Annotated in this window: 16 protein-coding genes; 10 read left to right on the top strand and 6 right to left on the bottom strand. The window is 57.7% G+C overall.

What is annotated here, in order from left to right; translation table 11 throughout:
* Positions 1 to 76: 76 nt before the first annotated feature.
* Genes HKN37_16640 through HKN37_16615 form a run of 6 tightly spaced genes read left to right on the top strand, consistent with a single transcriptional unit; the run spans position 77 to position 4572 of the window.
* Positions 77 to 688 (top strand): hypothetical protein, encoded by a 612-nt coding sequence (locus tag HKN37_16640; protein ID NNE48281.1) that lies wholly within the window; start codon positions 77 to 79, stop codon positions 686 to 688.
* Positions 685 to 1176 carry a hypothetical protein gene (locus HKN37_16635; GenBank protein NNE48280.1) on the top strand — a complete coding sequence of 164 codons (492 nt, stop codon included), beginning with the start codon at positions 685 to 687 and terminating at the stop codon, positions 1174 to 1176. Before HKN37_16640 ends, HKN37_16635 begins: the two co-directional genes overlap by 4 nt.
* A 4-nt stretch (positions 1177 to 1180) precedes the next feature.
* Positions 1181 to 2422 (top strand): nitrous oxide reductase family maturation protein NosD, encoded by a 1242-nt coding sequence (locus HKN37_16630; GenBank protein ID NNE48279.1) that lies wholly within the window; start codon positions 1181 to 1183, stop codon positions 2420 to 2422.
* On the top strand, positions 2419 to 3177 hold the full coding sequence (locus tag HKN37_16625) for an ABC transporter ATP-binding protein (protein ID NNE48278.1): 759 nt from the start codon (positions 2419 to 2421) through the stop codon (positions 3175 to 3177). The genes HKN37_16630 and HKN37_16625 overlap by 4 nt, the downstream gene beginning before the upstream one ends.
* Entirely contained in the window at positions 3174 to 3965 is a 792-nt protein-coding gene (locus HKN37_16620; protein ID NNE48277.1) for an ABC transporter permease subunit, read from the top strand. Before HKN37_16625 ends, HKN37_16620 begins: the two co-directional genes overlap by 4 nt.
* Positions 3966 to 4014: 49 nt before the next feature.
* Complete coding sequence (locus tag HKN37_16615; protein NNE48276.1) at positions 4015 to 4572, top strand: fasciclin domain-containing protein; 558 nt, start codon at positions 4015 to 4017, stop codon at positions 4570 to 4572.
* 64 nt (positions 4573 to 4636) lie between these two features.
* Here HKN37_16615 and msrB read toward each other — a convergent pair whose 3' ends face one another.
* A complete protein-coding gene (gene msrB, locus HKN37_16610) occupies positions 4637 to 5059 on the bottom strand; it encodes a peptide-methionine (R)-S-oxide reductase MsrB (protein NNE48275.1) in 423 nt (140 codons plus the stop codon).
* 141 nt (positions 5060 to 5200) lie between these two features.
* Here msrB and HKN37_16605 point away from each other — a divergent pair, with 141 nt between their 5' ends.
* On the top strand, positions 5201 to 7180 hold the full coding sequence (locus tag HKN37_16605; GenBank protein NNE48274.1) for an AMP-binding protein: 1980 nt from the start codon (positions 5201 to 5203) through the stop codon (positions 7178 to 7180).
* Positions 7181 to 7189: 9 nt separating this feature from the next.
* Here the strand turns inward: HKN37_16605 and HKN37_16600 are convergent, their stop codons facing one another.
* Positions 7190 to 8209, bottom strand: coding sequence for a hypothetical protein (locus HKN37_16600; GenBank protein NNE48273.1), 1020 nt, complete (start codon positions 8207 to 8209; stop codon positions 7190 to 7192).
* A gap of 295 nt (positions 8210 to 8504) precedes the next feature.
* Here HKN37_16600 and HKN37_16595 point away from each other — a divergent pair, with 295 nt between their 5' ends.
* Positions 8505 to 9629, top strand: a complete 1125-nt coding sequence (locus HKN37_16595; GenBank protein NNE48272.1) for a carboxypeptidase-like regulatory domain-containing protein — start codon at positions 8505 to 8507, stop codon at positions 9627 to 9629.
* Positions 9630 to 9634: 5 nt separating this feature from the next.
* Here HKN37_16595 and HKN37_16590 read toward each other — a convergent pair whose 3' ends face one another.
* From HKN37_16590 to HKN37_16575, 4 genes are read right to left on the bottom strand one after another with little or no spacing between them, the layout of a single operon-like run.
* Positions 9635 to 11365 carry a thiamine pyrophosphate-binding protein gene (locus HKN37_16590; GenBank protein ID NNE48271.1) on the bottom strand — a complete coding sequence of 577 codons (1731 nt, stop codon included), beginning with the start codon at positions 11363 to 11365 and terminating at the stop codon, positions 9635 to 9637.
* Positions 11365 to 12984, bottom strand: coding sequence for an FAD-binding dehydrogenase (locus HKN37_16585; GenBank protein ID NNE48270.1), 1620 nt, complete (start codon positions 12982 to 12984; stop codon positions 11365 to 11367). Before HKN37_16585 ends, HKN37_16590 begins: the two co-directional genes overlap by 1 nt.
* Positions 12985 to 12993: 9 nt before the next feature.
* Positions 12994 to 13371 (bottom strand): YraN family protein, encoded by a 378-nt coding sequence (locus tag HKN37_16580; GenBank protein NNE48269.1) that lies wholly within the window; start codon positions 13369 to 13371, stop codon positions 12994 to 12996.
* Entirely contained in the window at positions 13364 to 13912 is a 549-nt protein-coding gene (locus tag HKN37_16575; protein NNE48268.1) for a hypothetical protein, read from the bottom strand. Before HKN37_16575 ends, HKN37_16580 begins: the two co-directional genes overlap by 8 nt.
* A 284-nt stretch (positions 13913 to 14196) precedes the next feature.
* On the opposite strand from HKN37_16575, the gene HKN37_16570 reads away from it, so the two are divergent.
* Both HKN37_16570 and HKN37_16565 read left to right on the top strand, forming a co-directional pair.
* Positions 14197 to 14991, top strand: a complete 795-nt coding sequence (locus tag HKN37_16570) for an SAM-dependent chlorinase/fluorinase (GenBank protein NNE48267.1) — start codon at positions 14197 to 14199, stop codon at positions 14989 to 14991.
* 1 nt (position 14992) lies between these two features.
* Positions 14993 to 16231: a hypothetical protein gene (locus tag HKN37_16565; GenBank protein NNE48266.1), complete on the top strand. Its 1239-nt coding sequence runs from the start codon at positions 14993 to 14995 to the stop codon at positions 16229 to 16231.
* Positions 16232 to 16248: the final 17 nt, after the last annotated feature.

The following is a 16248-nucleotide window of genomic DNA, read 5'->3' as shown; positions in this document are numbered from 1 at the left end:
GTCCACGTTCTCGGGCGCCGGCGCGGGTCGGCGTCCGAGAATTACGGACGCGATAACGCACCTCTAATCACACTAGATCACCGTCGTGACCAATCGATCCAGGCTATTCCTCGGAGGCGCCTCCCTCCTGCTCATCGTGTCCTTCCTGGTGCCCATCTGGAGGATATCGCTTAAGGCGCCGCAATATCCCGAAGGGCTCGGCATGTACATCTGGGTGAACAAGATCACGGGCCAACAGAAGCATGACCTGGGCAAGATCAACAATCTGAACCACTACATCGGGATGAAGACAATCGAGCCCGAGTCCATCACGGAATTGAAGGTGATGCCCTACATCATCGGATTCTTGCTTGTATTCGGACTGGTCGCCGCGGCGTCCGGTAACAGGGTTCTGCTGTACACCTGGACCATACTCTTCTTGCTCGTGGCGCTCGTTGGTCTGGTGGACTTCTACATGTGGGAGTACGACTACGGCCACAATCTCAACCCGAAGGCTGCCATCAACATCCCCGGGATGAGTTATCAGCCCCCGTTGATCGGATCAAAGAAGCTGCTCAACTTCACCGCGATCTCCATGCCCGCGGCAGGCGGCTGGGCGATCTTTGTGTCGATGTTCATTGGGATGTATCTGTCCTTCAAAGAACGGAAAGCCGGCAGGCGCGAAAAGACCACGCAAGACACACAATGAATCGAATACCCACGCTAATGGCAGCCTTGTTGGCCAGTGTGATTCTGGCGGCGTGTACGCCTGCCGTGAAGCCGCTTCAGTATGGTGTGCATGAGTGTGACTACTGCCGGATGACACTCGTGGAAGAACGCTATGGCGGCGAGCTCGTAACTCGGACGGGCAAGATATATACCTTCGACTCTGTCGAGTGCCTGGTTGCGTATCAGCAAGAGAACGAAGTGCCAGAGAAAGACATCCACGGCACGTACGTCGTCGACTACTCTGTCCCACAGCAGTTGATCAGTGTCGCCGACGCCAGGTTCTTGAAGAGCACACAGCTATTGAGCCCTATGGGGGCAAACATCACGGCCTTTTCCCGTGATCAGGATGTTCACGGAGCTCAAAACGTGTTCGGCGGGCAGGTAATCTCCTGGGACGAGGTCCACAACCTTGTCCGGACGGAGTGGGGTGGCAAGCGCCGGGTACCGACGACGGATTCCACCTCGTGAAGTCATGATTTGCAGGCGTCGCATCATATCCGGATTGGCACTGTGCTTATTGCTCGCAGGAGCTGGGACAGCCCGCGACATCACAGTCGGGCCCGACGGCGCAGTCGCTACGCTGAAGGCAGCGATCGCCCTGGCACACGACGGCGACCGGATTATCGTGCAACCGGGCGTATACCACGAGGGCACGATCGAGGTCTTCAAGTCGATTGAAATCATCGGTGTCGATCGTCCGGTATTCGACGGAGACGGAGGTCAGGCATTCACCGTCACCGCCGACAATGTCACGATCCGGGGACTCGTTATACGGAATGTCACGGTCAGCTTCGTAGAAGATCGGGCCGGAATTAAGGTCGACGATGTCCGCGGTTGCAGGATTGAAGACAATAGACTTGAGGACACGTTCTTCGGCATCTATCTCGCCAAATCGGCGAACTGCCAGATTCTTGGCAACCAGATTATCGGCGCGGCCCACCGGGAGTCACAGTCGGGCAACGGAATCCACCTCTGGTATTCGCGGGATATCGTGATCGAAGACAACGTGGTTTCCGGACATCGGGATGGGATCTATTTTGAGTTCGTTGAAGACGCGCTTATTCAACGCAACGTCAGCACCGGCAACGTCCGATACGGGCTCCACTTCATGTTCTCCGACCGGTGCACATATGTCCAGAACAGATTTCAGCAGAATGGCGCCGGCGTAGCGGTCATGTACACGGAGAACGTGCAGATGACGGACAACATCTTCGAAGACAACTGGGGTGGATCATCCTACGGACTGCTACTGAAGGATATCACTGACAGTCACATTGTCTCAAACGTCTTCCGGGGTAACTCGACCGGCCTGTATGCCGAAGGCATCAATCGTGTGCGAGTTGAAAGCAATGATTTCGAGGAGAACGGATGGGCCGTCAGAATTATGGCCAACTCCATGGACAACACGTTCTCGAACAACAACTTCACGGGGAACACCTTCGACGTCGCGACGAACAGTCGCAATAACTTCAGTACGTTCCATGCGAACTACTGGGACAACTATCGCGGTTTCGATCTCGACCGCGACGGCTTCGGCGACGTCCCGTTCCGGCCTGTCCGCCTCTTTTCTCAGATCGTACAGCAAAACGAGCCCGCGCTGATGCTCCTCCGGAGTTTCTTTGTGAGCATCCTCGACTTTACCGAGCGCATCATCCCCATCATGACTCCGGATACGTTGGTAGACTCGAAACCAGTTATGAACAGGATCCAATGATCGAAATCGGCGAACTGACGAAAACATTCGGCAAGCTCCCGGTCCTTCGCGGTGTTGATCTGCGAATTCCGCAGAACTGCGTGACGTCGATTGTTGGTCCGAACGGTGCCGGCAAGACCACACTTATAAAGTGCCTGCTGGGACTTACACGTCCCGATTCGGGAGTGATTTCAGTCGATGGACATCAGTTGAATGGAGATTGGGCGTACCGCAGCGAGATCGGCTATATGCCGCAACACGCACATTTTCCGGAGAACCTCACCGGACGCGAGATTATCCGAATGATCACCGACCTGCGCGGCAGGAACGACCTCCCCGATTCAACACTCCTCGATCAGTTCGAGTTGGAGTCAGATCTCGACAAGCCGTTTCAGACGCTCTCGGGCGGGACCCGCCAGAAGGTCAGTGCTGTCATCGCCTTTCTGTTTGAGCCGAAGGTGCTCATACTCGATGAACCTACTGCCGGACTCGATCCAGTCGCGAGCAGCGTTCTGAAGGATCGGATTCTTCAGGAGCGGGAGGCCGGTCGAACGATCATTCTTACGTCTCACATCATGAGTGAGGTGGAGGAATTGTCTGATCGAATCGTATTCCTTCTCGATGGCGCGGTCTACTTCGATGGGCAGGTCAAAGATTTGAAGGAGCAGACGGGGCAGTCCCGGCTGGAACGCGCAGTGGCGCAACTTCTCACTCGACTACGCGAAAATACCGATCCATCCAGCCTGGACATGGTCTCAACCGTGGCAGCCGCTTGAACACTACGCTAAAGATCGTAAAGTACGAGCTTCAGGATGTGATCCGTGGCCACTGGGTTATTCTGTACACGGTGTTCTTCGCACTTGCTACCGAGATCCTCATTCAGTTCGGTGGGACGGGTTCAAGAGTGATCGTGAGCCTGATGAATGTCGTTCTGATACTGATCCCGCTGGTGAGCATCGTCTTCGGTACGATGTACGTGTATCACGCACGCAATTTTATCGAACTCCTGCTGTCCCAGCCTGTAAGTCGCCATGCTCTCTTCGGCGGACTTTACGCGGGACTGGCACTTCCACTCTCGTTCGGTTTCATCCTGGGTGTCGGCATACCGCTTGCTGTTCATGGAGCCCTGACTGGCGGGCAGTCCGGTACGTTCGTGATGCTGCTGGTCACCGGGGTACTATTGACCCTGGTTTTCACAGCCCTTGCTCTGGTCGTGGCGCTTCGAGCCGAGAACCGGGTGCAGGGCGTAGGCATCTCGCTCCTTTTGTGGCTGCTCTTCTCGGTCTTCTACGACGGACTGGTACTGATCGCATCATATTCGTTCAGTGCCTACCCCCTCGAGAAAGCGATGATCGGATTCACCGTCCTGAATCCGATCGATCTCGGCCGAATCCTCTTGCTTCTGAAGATCGATATTTCCGCGCTGATGGGTTATACGGGAGCCGTATTCGAGCAGTTCTTCGGCAGTGTGTTGGGGCTGGTCATCGCCACAAGTGCGCTGATATTGTGGACGTCACTCACACTCTTGCTCGCCCATCGGACGTTTCGGAAGAAGGACTTCTGATCGGTGCCGTCATTTACTCTTTCCTCATCCAAAAAAAACCCGAACTGAAATGCAACGACTACTCACGATACAACTTACAGCCGTCCTGTCGCTAACACTCCTGGTCGCGTGCGGATCACGCGATGAGGCAGCGAACGAGACGGATGCCAGTGCTGCGACGCACGGCCAGGCAGGAGTGACGGACAACGTATCGGACCCGAATATTCTTCAGGTAGCCCTGCAGTCTCCCGACCATACGACTCTCGTAGCTGCGGTGCAGGCCGCTGAGTTGGAGAACGTTCTGGTCAACGCGGGACCACTCACCGTCTTTGCTCCCACGAACGCGGCGTTTGACAAATTGCCTCCAGGCACGGTGGACGACCTGCTAGAGCCGGCGAACAAAGAGAAGCTCGCTCAGATCATCACGTTCCATGCAGCCCCAGGTACCTATGCGGGCGACGGCCTGAAAAACGGCATGAAGCTGTATCAGGCAACGGGACATTACATCGACGTCAAGGTGACCGACGAGGGAACGTTCGTACACGGGGTCAAGATTCTCGGGACCGTCGACGCAACGAACGGCGTGGTGCACGTGGTGGACGAGGTCCTTCTGCCACCTGAAGGATGACGAAACGGGTCGCCGGGGTCCGCCTATCCGACGGACCCTGCCTCTGAAACAGCGAACAGCCTAGCTATCGATCCTCGTCCGCAGGCCTGTCATCCTCGACCTTGAAGTCGAGTGAAGCCGAGTTGATGCAAAAACGCTGACCCGTCGGCCGGGGACCGTCCGGAAAGACATGGCCCAGATGCGCGTGACACGATGCGCAGGTTACTTCCGTACGGACCATCCCCAGACTTCGATCGGACTCCATTTCGACGCCCTCCTCATCCACCGGCTCGTAGAAGCTCGGCCATCCAGATCCGGAGTCGTACTTGGCCGATGAGGAAAAGAGTGGCTCGCCGCAGACGACGCATCGATAGACCCCGTCGGCCTTGTGATCGTTATACTCGCCCGTAAAGGCACGCTCGGTTCCCTTCTCCTGCGTTATCCTGTACTGCTCAGGCGTAAGACGACGTCGAAGTTCGTCGGCCGGAATTATCTTCTTGCTGGTCATGAACAATCCTGTCTAGCTTTGATCGTAGGCATCATATATCAACCGCCTTCCGCTCCAGGCTGCCGTTATCAGCAGGTGCACGTCCCACCTGCCCCAAGTGTTTCACCGGATCGAGAGATCTCCCACTAGCAACGTGTCCGTATGTCGATGTCCCGACCAAACAGCGACGGCCAGTTTCCCTTCAATCAGAATGTGGCCTGGCATCCAAACCAGAAATGGATTGACGAGAGCAATCTGGCGGCGTTCATGAAGCGGGAAGGAATCGGATCGTACGATGAACTGCTTCAGAAGGCAACCGACGACATCGCCTGGTTCTGGGACGCCGCGATTGCAGATCTGGGCATTGAATTCTCGCGTCCGTATGATCAGGTCGTCGATCTGTCGGATGACCTCCGGTTCCCGAAATGGTGCACGGGAGGCCAGATGAACATCGTCCACAATCTGCTCGACAAATGGCAATCGGGAGTTGATCGAGACAGGACGGCACTCCGATGGGAATCTGAAGACGGTCGGCGCGGCACATTTACGTACGAGGAGCTCAACCGCGAGGTATGCAAATGCAGCAACGCACTCAGGTCGCTGGGGCTGATGCCGGGTGACGCCGTCGGCCTCTACATGCCGATGACACCTGAGATTATCGTTGCGTTTCTGGCGATCATTAAGATCGGAGGGATCATACTACCGCTGTTCAGCGGTTACGGACCGGGTGCGATTGCGACGCGGCTCAACGACGCCGGAGCGAAAGCGCTCTTCACGTCGGACGGTTTCTACCGGCGAGGAAAGGCCGTCGCCATGAAGCAGACGGCAGACGATGCGCTTCAATCCGCGACGTCAGTTGCGCACGTGATCGTACACCGCCGTGTGGGTCTCGACGACGTGCCCTGGACAGAGGGACGCGACCACTGGTGGCACGATCTTGTACCCGACCAATCGGATGAGGCAGCTACGGAGCGAACTTCGGCCGAAGACGTCGTCATGGTAATCTACACGAGCGGCACGACGGGACGACCAAAGGGCGCCGTACATACACACTGTGGATTCCCGATCAAGGCAGCTCAGGACATGCGCCACAGCATGGACCTGAAGCCCGAAGACGTGATGTACTGGATGAGCGACATGGGCTGGATGATGGGTCCGTGGTTGGTGTTCGGAACGCTACTCAACGGTGCATCGATGGTCATCTACGATGGAGCGCCCGACTTCCCTGAGGTCGACCGACTCTGGCAGATCGTGGAATCACACACCGTCACTCACCTTGGGCTCTCGCCGGTGCTGGTCAGGGCTCTCATGGTGCACGGCACGGGCCCGCTTGAGAATCACAACATCAGTACCCTCAGAGCGATCGGATCGACAGGCAGTCCGTGGGATCCTGAGTCGTGGCTCTGGATCTTCCGGCACGCGCTTGAGGGCAAGAAACCGATCCTGAATTACTCAGGAGGCACCGAGATCAGCGGAGGAATCCTGTGCGGCAATTTCTTCAAGCCGCTGAAGCCATGCTCGTTCTCGGGACCGGTGGTCGGTATGGCTGCCGATGTGGTTGACGAAAATGGACAACCAGTTCGTGAGGCCGTTGGTGAGCTCGTCATCCGGCAGCCGTGGATCGGGATGACGCGTGGATTCTGGAACGACCGTGCCCGATATGTCGAGACCTACTGGAGCACGTATCCCGACGTGTGGCTGCATGGCGACTTCGCAGCGGTCGACAGCGACGGACTCTGGTACATCCTGGGCCGATCCGACGACACGATCAAGGTGGCCGGCAAGCGTCTTGGTCCGGCAGAAGTCGAAGCGATCCTGAATGCCCACGACACGGTGGCGGAGAGCGCGGCAATCGGCGTCCCGGATGAAATTAAGGGTGAGGCTCTCGCCGCGTTCTGTGTCCTGAAATCAGGAACCGTTCCTTCCGAAGACCTTCGATCAGAACTCACTCAGATGGTGACGATCGCTCTTGGCAAGCCACTTAAACCAAAGCACATAAAATTTTGTGCTGCATTGCCTAAGACGCGAAATGCCAAGGTAATGCGCAGGCTGATTCGTGCCGCGTTTCTAGACGAAACGCTGGGTGATACCTCGAGTCTCGAAGACCCGTTGACGATCGATGCGATCGTCAACGCCACCTGAGAATTCCCGCTACAGCGAGATGCCCACGCCGGCTGACACGGTGTTCATAGCGCCCAGTGCGTAGTCAACATTGACCTGCAGCGGGCCAGGCGAGAACGTCAGGCCGGCGATAACGCGAAAGCGATTCCCGGCCTGGTCCGTAAACCTGATCTCCTGAATCCCGAGTTCTGCAATGCCCGTGTCGTATGAGTAGTCGAAGGCTACCTTGGTCTTCTCGATCTGCAGGCCACCATAAAGCGTGATCACCGCCAGCGATTTGCTGATGGCCACATTGGCGGCATAGGCATTGGCGCGCAGGGTCTGTCGCTCGCTCGCGTCGTCGATGGACAACCGCTGATAAACGAACTGCGCGGACAGACTGGCCGGAAACATCGGGATGTACTGGCTGATGCTGTGCCGAACCCCGAATCCACGAAACGATATCTTGCCGTACGTATCGGTGCTGACCGTCGGCAAATAGCGGACCAGGATGTCCGTACCCGCGAACGAGCCGATCCCAACCTGCGGTATTAACAGAGGTGCAACGGGCGTGTTGATGAGCCCGGGCAAAAGCCTCAGCGATGCGGTCTCACAGATCACAATGTCGTCAGCGGTTCCAAGCACGCCATCTAGGCCTTCGTTGACCGTCTCATTCACTTCCGCCGTAATCTCACCGGCATCGGTTTCGCCGAATACCGTTGGGGCTTCCTCGACTTCGAACACCACAGGAACCCGATACTGCGAGCCGTCCGGGCCGGTAAAGACTTCTTCGGTCTGGTACGAAAACGACAGCGAGCGGTCGGCTGGCAGTAGCGCACCGAACACCTTCACTCCGACATACAGGTCGACCTTCGGTATCAGTCCTCCCCCTATCCGGGCCGTGTGAAATAGACCGGCGTTAATATTGGCTCCGTAGGCGTCGACAAGGGGTCCGACGTACAATCGCGAGTACTCGCTGGAGACGGTCGAGATATTGTTCGACAGATTCTGTCCTTCAGAGGTGCTCGAAATCGTCAGGAGGGCGAATACAGCGAAGAGGAGTCGTTTCATGGTCTCGGTGGAGAGTTCTTATTCCTATCTTCTATCGACCCGAAACGGGCGAATTAAAGGCGAATCGCGAGGCCTGTCGCGCCGCCTGGCTGTTCGGCTTAGTGGGCTGTCTGTCCACTCGGCAGGAGCAGAAATGCATAAATTTCCATCGCTTCCACCGGCCTTGGCCAGAGAATCGTTCCCTACGCCTGCTCGCCTTGGTGTCAGCACAGGTCGGGTGCGCGTTCACGTCTCAGGATCGATTATTGCTCTATGGGAGTAATAACTATCCCGACCCATCCACCGAATCGAGACCATGAAAAAGAGTCTTGTCGGACTGAGCCTCCTGCTCGCTTCATCTTTGCTCCTCCTGCCACCCGCCCTGGCCCAGCGCGTCCCGACTGTCACTCTTGCAGGGATGGTTCTGGATGCCGAATCGGGTGAGCCGCTGCCGGGCGCAAACGTCTTCATCGCTGGCTCTCTCGTGGGCACCAGCACAGGTCTGGACGGGTCATATCGACTCACAGGCATTCCGGCCGGCGCCATGCGACTCTATGTTTCCATGATTGGCTACGAGCCGGATTTCAGGGACATGTTGCTCCGGACCGAGGCGGTGCGCACGATCATTTTCGAGCTCAAGCCGAGTGTGTACGAGTTGGAGGGTATCGCGGTCGAAGCCAAGGAGGACAAGCGATGGCAGCGCCGCCTGGAAAGATTCCAGGATCTCTTCATTGGCCAGACGCCGAATGCCCAGGAAACGGAAATCACAAACGCCACCATCCTGGATTTCGAAGGATCGGGCGGCAACCTTCGTGCGCTGGCCCCGGAACCTCTCGTCATCAAGAACAAAGGTCTGGGGTATCAGGTTACGTACTTCCTTAAGGATTTCTCCGCCGATCCTCGAAGGACGAAGTACGACGGCGAGCCACTGTTCGAGGAGTTGACTCCGTCGTCCCCGGAAGAGGCCGCGACATGGGCGGCGAATCGCCGCACCGCATTTGTCGGTTCATTCCGCCATTTCTTGCTGGCACTGATAGCCGGACAAACCGAAGAGCAGGGGTTCAAGACGTACGGACGCACGAATATGGGCAGCTCGGCACCGGGCGAGATGGGTGGAGGTCCGACGGCCGGTACACGATTCCCGATCGATGCAGCAAGCGTGTTCAAGGCCGGAGCTGGGCCGAACGAATACACACTCGACTTCGAAGGATTCGTAGAGATCACGTTTACGGGCGAGATTGAGGATGAGTCGTACATCGACTGGTCTCGCGAGCCTCGCCGACGCCCCAGATACCAGACGTCCTGGATGCGACTCGAGAAAGGCCCCACGACGTTCGATTGGAAGGGTGACGTGCTTGACCCGTACGGCGTCACATTCTACGGCTACTTTGCGTTTGAGAGAGTGGCCGACGAGGTACCCAGGGAATATCGGCCCAGCTGACCGGGTCATTTCAGCAGATGTCGCCGTGCGGCCCGCCCTACGAACCGGGCCTTCTCCCCCATCGGGAATCGCTTGAGGTTCGTCTCAACAACTCCCTTCGTCATGCACGTCTTTCGCGAGTAGTCGATCCTGACGTCGACGACAACAGTCTCCCCTCCGGCCGCCATTTCACAGGCCTCCTGGACGATCGCCTGTACCTGCGTGTCGTTGTCAAGACTCAGGAACGCGGCACCCGTGGCATGCGCGACGCCATCCACGTGAAGGTCACCGATGATTGTGCACGTCTTGCGGTTTAGTGGAATCTGCTGAAACTGCGATATCTGACCGAGCTCGCCATCGTGAAACACAAAGACCGCAAGGCCAACTTTGTTCGTGACCGCGGTGATCAACTCCATGCCGGTCATCATGAACGCTCCGTCTCCGACAACCGCTACAACCATCTTGTCGGGATTTCCCAGTTTCGCACCTATTGCAGCCGGCACACAGTAGCCCATACAGTTGAAGTCCGTGGGCGAAATGAATCTCCGAGGACCCCGTACCGGGAAGAGTTCCGCTGCAAGAAAAGTATGCTTGCCGTCGTCGAGCACGAGAATGGCATCGTCGGGAACCGTCTCACGAAGGCTAGAGAAAAAGCGACCGGGCGACACCCGTTCCTTCGGTCGGTCCGCGAGCCACACGTTCAGGTAGTCGCTCTTGTCTTTGCGGATCTTGCCCGCGAGTTTGTCGGCGGAGCGGCTGGACGACCAATCGCCGAGCCGCTCGTTAATCTTGTGCAGGACGAAACTCGCATCCCCCAGAATACTGACCTCCGAGGGATAGTTGCGGTCGAAGACATCGGCGCTGATGTCGATATGGATCAACCGCTCCGGCACGTCCATGCCGTAACTTCCTGTAGCGAGCTCGGAGAATCGTGCGCCCACGGCGAGAAGGCAATCGCATTTGTCGAACGCGTTGCGTGAAGCCGGTACGGATGCCGCGCCAAACCCTACCCCCGTGTGCAGAGGGTGATCGGCGGAAAAGGAGCTGACGCCCTGAACCGTGGTTGCGACCGGTGCAACAAGTCTCTCCGCCAGTTTCTTAGTTTCATTCGAAGCATCGACGGCGCCCCATCCCACATAGATTCCGGGCCGCCGGGCCGACGTGAGCAAATCGATGGCAGCATCAATGGCCCCTTCGTCGATCACTCGGGCTTGAGCGCCTGGCTGGAACGTTGGCATCGCATCAACATGTCCGCGGAAGAGCTGGATCTCAACAGGAATCTCGATAAAGACGGGCCCGGGAACGCCGGTCGTGGCAATCTCAAACGCCCTGTACATCGTCGGAATAATGTCCGCGTGACTCTCGATCAGGAAATAGGATTTGGTGACGGGTTCGAGGAGCTTGCCCTGGTCAATTTGATGGAGTTGAAACGATCGGCCCGTATCTCGACGAATCCCGCCCGAGATGATCAGCATCGGAACTCCGTCGAGGAACGCCTCAGCGATTCCACTCATCGCATGCGTCGTCCCCGCCGCCGGCACAATCACGCAGGTCCCGATCTCATCGCTGGTTCGAGACAGTCCATCGGCGATGAACGCGGCACCTGCCTCGTGCGTGACGAGGTAGGGTGTGATCTTTCCGGAAGCACCAAGTTGATCGTACAGTTCGGTGTTATGGACCCCCGGTATGCCGAAGGTTCTCCTGACACCGATCTGTTCAAGGGCATAGACTGCCAGTTCCGCTCCCGTTCTCTTCATTATGTCACTCCAGCGATGGATCGCGCCGCTCTTCTGCCGGTGAAGATACACGTTGCGAGGAAAGTGCCTTCGAGAGATCGCTTGCCGTGAATACCACCGCCACCGAATCCGGCAGACTCACCAACGGCATACAGTCCCGGCAGCACGGGCCGGCCATCCGCCGACAAAACTCTGCAAGACAAATCCGTACGAATCCCTCCGAGACTCTTTCGGGAGAGAATGAACTCACGGATGGCGATCAGCGGCATGGCGCCCTGGTCTAGAATCGTCTGTGACTTGCACGTTCGGACCCGGTCGCCCCGGTACTTTCTCGCCTCAACAATTCGACGGACCTGCTCGTCGTCTTTCAATGCGGTGCCCGTACTGATTCCCCGATCGTATGCCTTGATCATCGCCTCGAGTGCGTGGGCATCCACGTCGTCCGAGCCTGTCATTGCGTTCATGCGGCCAGCAAGTTCCGCAACTGAATTCGCAACGATCACATCCTCACAATCTCTAGCGAGCGTCTGAACGAGCGCACGGTTACCCATCAATATTGACTTCAAGAATCCGAACACTTTTCGATTCCGAATCGCTTCGTTGAACTCGGAGCCGGAGACCGCCAGCTCCTTTCTGGCGATGCGGCTGTTCATAACCTGCCAGGAGTATTGCCTGTCCTCATGACAGACCTGCTGCACGAGACGCCTCGTATCAAACCCTGTTACCATCGGATCGGGCCCTATGCGTTCACCGCGAAAGTTGAGCCAGAGGGCCGACTTCGGCGGGACAATACTCAGACCGTGCAACTGGTGGCGCGGGTTTGGATGATGCACGCCTGCAGCGTAGAACCACGCCCTGTCGAGATTCGAAAGAACACCTCCCCTGTTCTCGACCACCCGATGAAGATCACCGTCGGCGTACCTGTGGGACCCGTTCAGGATCGTTTCTGGAATCCTTCCCAGATCGTGATCCCAGTGCTTGCGCAACCACGGGATGTTTCCGCAGTATCCGCCGGCCGCTACAACGACCGACTGCGCATCGGCTCGAAACTGCGTGCCATCTGCCTCATCAGTGCCTGTCACCCCGGCAACGCGTCCGTTTGCCAGCTCGACATCGGTAACGCGATGGCGGAAATGAAAGCTCAGGTGGGCACGTCGCGGATGTTGCATCAATCGGCCGACCAGCACTTCCATCAGCCGATCTCCAGTTCCCCAGACCATATGGAAGCGCGGCACGGAGTTTCCGGCGGCATCGCCACCCCGCTCGACCCAGTGCACAACCGGAAAGAACCTTACACCGAGCCTGCGCAACCAGTCGTCGACGTCGTCCGCGACGCCCTCAACGAAGGCCCGGGCCCATCGGCCCGGCCATTCATCGGTCGGGTCCAGCTCACCGGCCCGGAGCCAGTCCTGCAGTGCCAGTTCGGGGTCGTCCTTGAACCCCAGCCGTCGCTGCTCGCGTGAGTCGACCAGAAATATGCCGCCGAACGACCATTTGGCGAGACCACCCAGGCTTTCGCGATCATCCCGATCCAGCAGGACAACACTCAGGCCTTCATCCAGCAACTGCAGCGCCGCCACAATTCCTGCAATGCCGCCTCCAACGACCGCTACATCCGCGCGATAGGTTGCGTCTGCCATAGCGATCGACTAGTCCCAGAAAGCGTCTTTGAAGTGATCTATGTCCGCGCCCACATCACGCATGATGATACTTACAACATCAAACCGGCACGCCGCGCCCTCAAGTTTTTTCTCGTACAGGTAGGCCCTGGAAGCCGCGACGATGCGATCCCTCTTCTCGGGAGTCACCGCCTCCTCCGGTCGGCCAAACGCATCACCGCTTCTCGTCTTGACCTCAACGAACACAATCTCTCCGACGCCTGCATCGTGCCCGTCGGGATCGAAGCACACAAGGTCGATCTCATTCCGCTCGAAGCGGTAGTTCCGATCCAGGACTCGGATGCCCTTTTGCTCGAGATACTCGGCCGCGATACTCTCGCCGCGTTGCCCGAGTTGCCGATCACTCATCATCCTGGTCACTTGCCCGGGCGTCGCTCTTTTGCAGCGACTCAGCCATGTGAATCAGCTGCCGAATGATCGGGGCATGCTTTTCCTGGATAAAGGGCAGCAGCGCTGTGGTTACCCGATCGAACACCTCCATCAGCCGCATGAGGTTTTCTATGCGTTCATCGAACCGGGCCTCGTCCGCGTCGAGGGCGGCTGGACTGCCGGCTCGAAGGGCGTCCTGACAGCCACGCAGCTGCTCCATTACCGGCTCGATTTCCTGCCTTTCCCGGCGGCGAATTATCTGTGCGGTAATATGCCAGACATCTTTTTCCGCCTCGTAGAAGTCCTTCCGCGAACCCTCCCGCTGTACCTTGAAAACGAGCTTCCAGTCGATTAGAGATCGGAGGTTCATGTTCGCGTTGCCGCGACTTACGCTTAACGCCTCCATTATCTCGTCTGTATCGAGTGGTTCCTCCGACGCGTACAGGAGGGCGTGAATCTGAGCCATGGTCCGGTTAATCCCCCACCGGGAAGCCATGTCTCCCCAGAAACTGACGAACATGTCCAGAGCCTGCTCATGTCTCTCAGATAGCGCGGTCTGCGCGCCTTCAACACTCTGTACGGGATTTGCCACGGTGATCACCTCGCTCCGGGATGCACATTCCTTGAGACTTAACGGCTCGTGGTCAGTTCCACGGCTGGGCAGGCGCGGACCGGAAGAGACCGATCATCGACTTCGCCGCCACCTTGGCGGGCATCGTACACACCACGATTTCTTGCACTATTTTTTAAGTGTCCGGGTGAGTTGTTCATCCGGACGTGACGTCTACCCACAACCCGGATTCTGTGTCAGGCATACTGACAATTACGACTGACTTCGGCTATCGCGATGCATACGTGCCCGTCATGAAGGGTGTGATCGCGCGTATCGACCCGCAGATCCGAACGATCGATGTCACTCACGAGATCGCCCCACAGGACGTGATGGAGGCGGCATACGTTCTGCGGCGGGTTGTTCCGTACTACCCTGCCGGGACCGTGCACCTTGTTGTTGTCGATCCCGGCGTGGGCTCCGATCGGAGATGCGTCGCTCTGAGGAAAGGTGATCACCGCTTTGTTGGTCCCGACAACGGAATTTTCTCCCTCCTCCTGGACGACGGTTCGCCGGATGAACTGGTTCAACTCGACAGGGCGCAATACTGGAGAACGAACTCACCCAGCCGCACTTTTCACGGACGGGACATTTTCGCTCCTGTCGCCGCCCATCTTGCATCGGGCCGATCGATTCGCGATGTCGGTAGCCCGGTCGAAGCACTTGAACGGCTGCACTGGGCTTTGCCGATCAACGACGAGCAAGGTATTCAGGGATGGGTCGTGCACGTAGATCATTTTGGGAACTGCATCACGAACATCTCTCGTCAGTCATTCGAAGAGAACCGCCGTGGCCGAACCATGAAGTGTTTTGTTGGTAACGGAATACTTCGAGATGTTGCAACTACCTACGGTGACGTTGCCGCAGGCGAACCGCTCGTGCTTTTCGACAGCGCGGATTACCTCGAAGTTGCGGTCAACTCGGGAAACGCCTCGCGCCTCTTCGACATACAGCGAGGAGCAGCCGTCAACGTGATATTCCTTGACTAACATGCCCATTGATTCTCTGGAAGGTGTGGAGCCGTTCCTGACCCACCTCGACACGGTGCAGCGCGCTGCGCAGTTGTCGGCGGGAAGCGACGAAGCTGTCGAGAAACTCGTCGAGGAAACATTCAGGAGGGCGATCGCTGCGCATCGCAATGGTGATCCGCGACGCCCGCGCGAACTACTCCTGGCCGAACTGGGGAAAGCCCGGCAAAGTGGCGATGACACGGACGCGACCGCCACTGTCGTCGAGCAAGTAGTGAGCGATACCCACCGGGCAGCAGCGACCGAGCGTGCACGTTTGGTGGTGCATCAGGTCCTATCGGGGCTGGACTCACTGGACTGGCGTCTGCTCTTCCTTTCTGAAATCGACGCTCTGTCGATGGATGAGATTGCAGCGGTCACCGGTGAGTCGGCGGTCGTTCTGGAGGAGCGACGACAGAATGTGCTGACCAAGATTCACAAGAGCCTCTTTTCGGAATCAGGCCCTGAACAGCGCGTGCATCTCATTGACGGACTGCCGGATGACTGGCTGAAGGATTCGCTGTCGGCCATATCCCGGCAGCTGCCTCGCGCCTCCGACGGGCTTCGATCGCGAATCGCGGCATCGGCCGGACCGCAGGTACGCGTTGCGCAAAAGACAACATCCGTCGATGCACCGGCTCGCGCCGGTGCCAGCGCGCCACGGAAACGCCGCAGTCCGATCCGACCCATGTCGATCCTCGTCGGCATCGCCCTCGTGCTCGCCGTCGGATTTGGAGCAGATTATCTTCATTCGACACTCAGTGAGGAGCCGGAGCAAGACTTGATCGTCCTGACCGCACGCAAAGCAGAGTCGTTTCGATTTGACCTTCGCACCTCATCGCGCGATCGAGGCGAGCGGTTTCTGCAAACGCATACCGGTGTTAGATCCCGTATTCCCGTGATCAACGGGGCGACGCTCGGTGGCGTGGGAATAGAAGAGATTGCACCGGGCGTACAGGCTCCTGCGGTTCGATACATCGACGACTCCACCGGCGCAAGTATAACGCTCTATGCTCTCTCGTATCGATTCCTGGATGCCAATCCCTCCATACGGCTGTCGTCCGACGTGCGATCCCAGATCCAGAGCGAATCGAACTTTGACCTCCACAGCCTGCGATCAGCGCAGGTACTTGTGTGGCGCAACAGGTCCAGTATCTACCTGGCCGTTACGAAAATTGACGGGCGCGAACTACAGAGCCGAATCCCGGCTTCCTCCGACTGACCAGGGCTAGCTTGAAG

The organism is Rhodothermales bacterium, assembly GCA_013002345.1.
Classification (GTDB): Bacteria; Bacteroidota; Rhodothermia; order Rhodothermales; family JABDKH01; genus JABDKH01.
The sequence above is the reverse complement of the archived record's forward strand: the minus strand, read 5'-3'. Positions and strand labels throughout refer to the sequence as shown.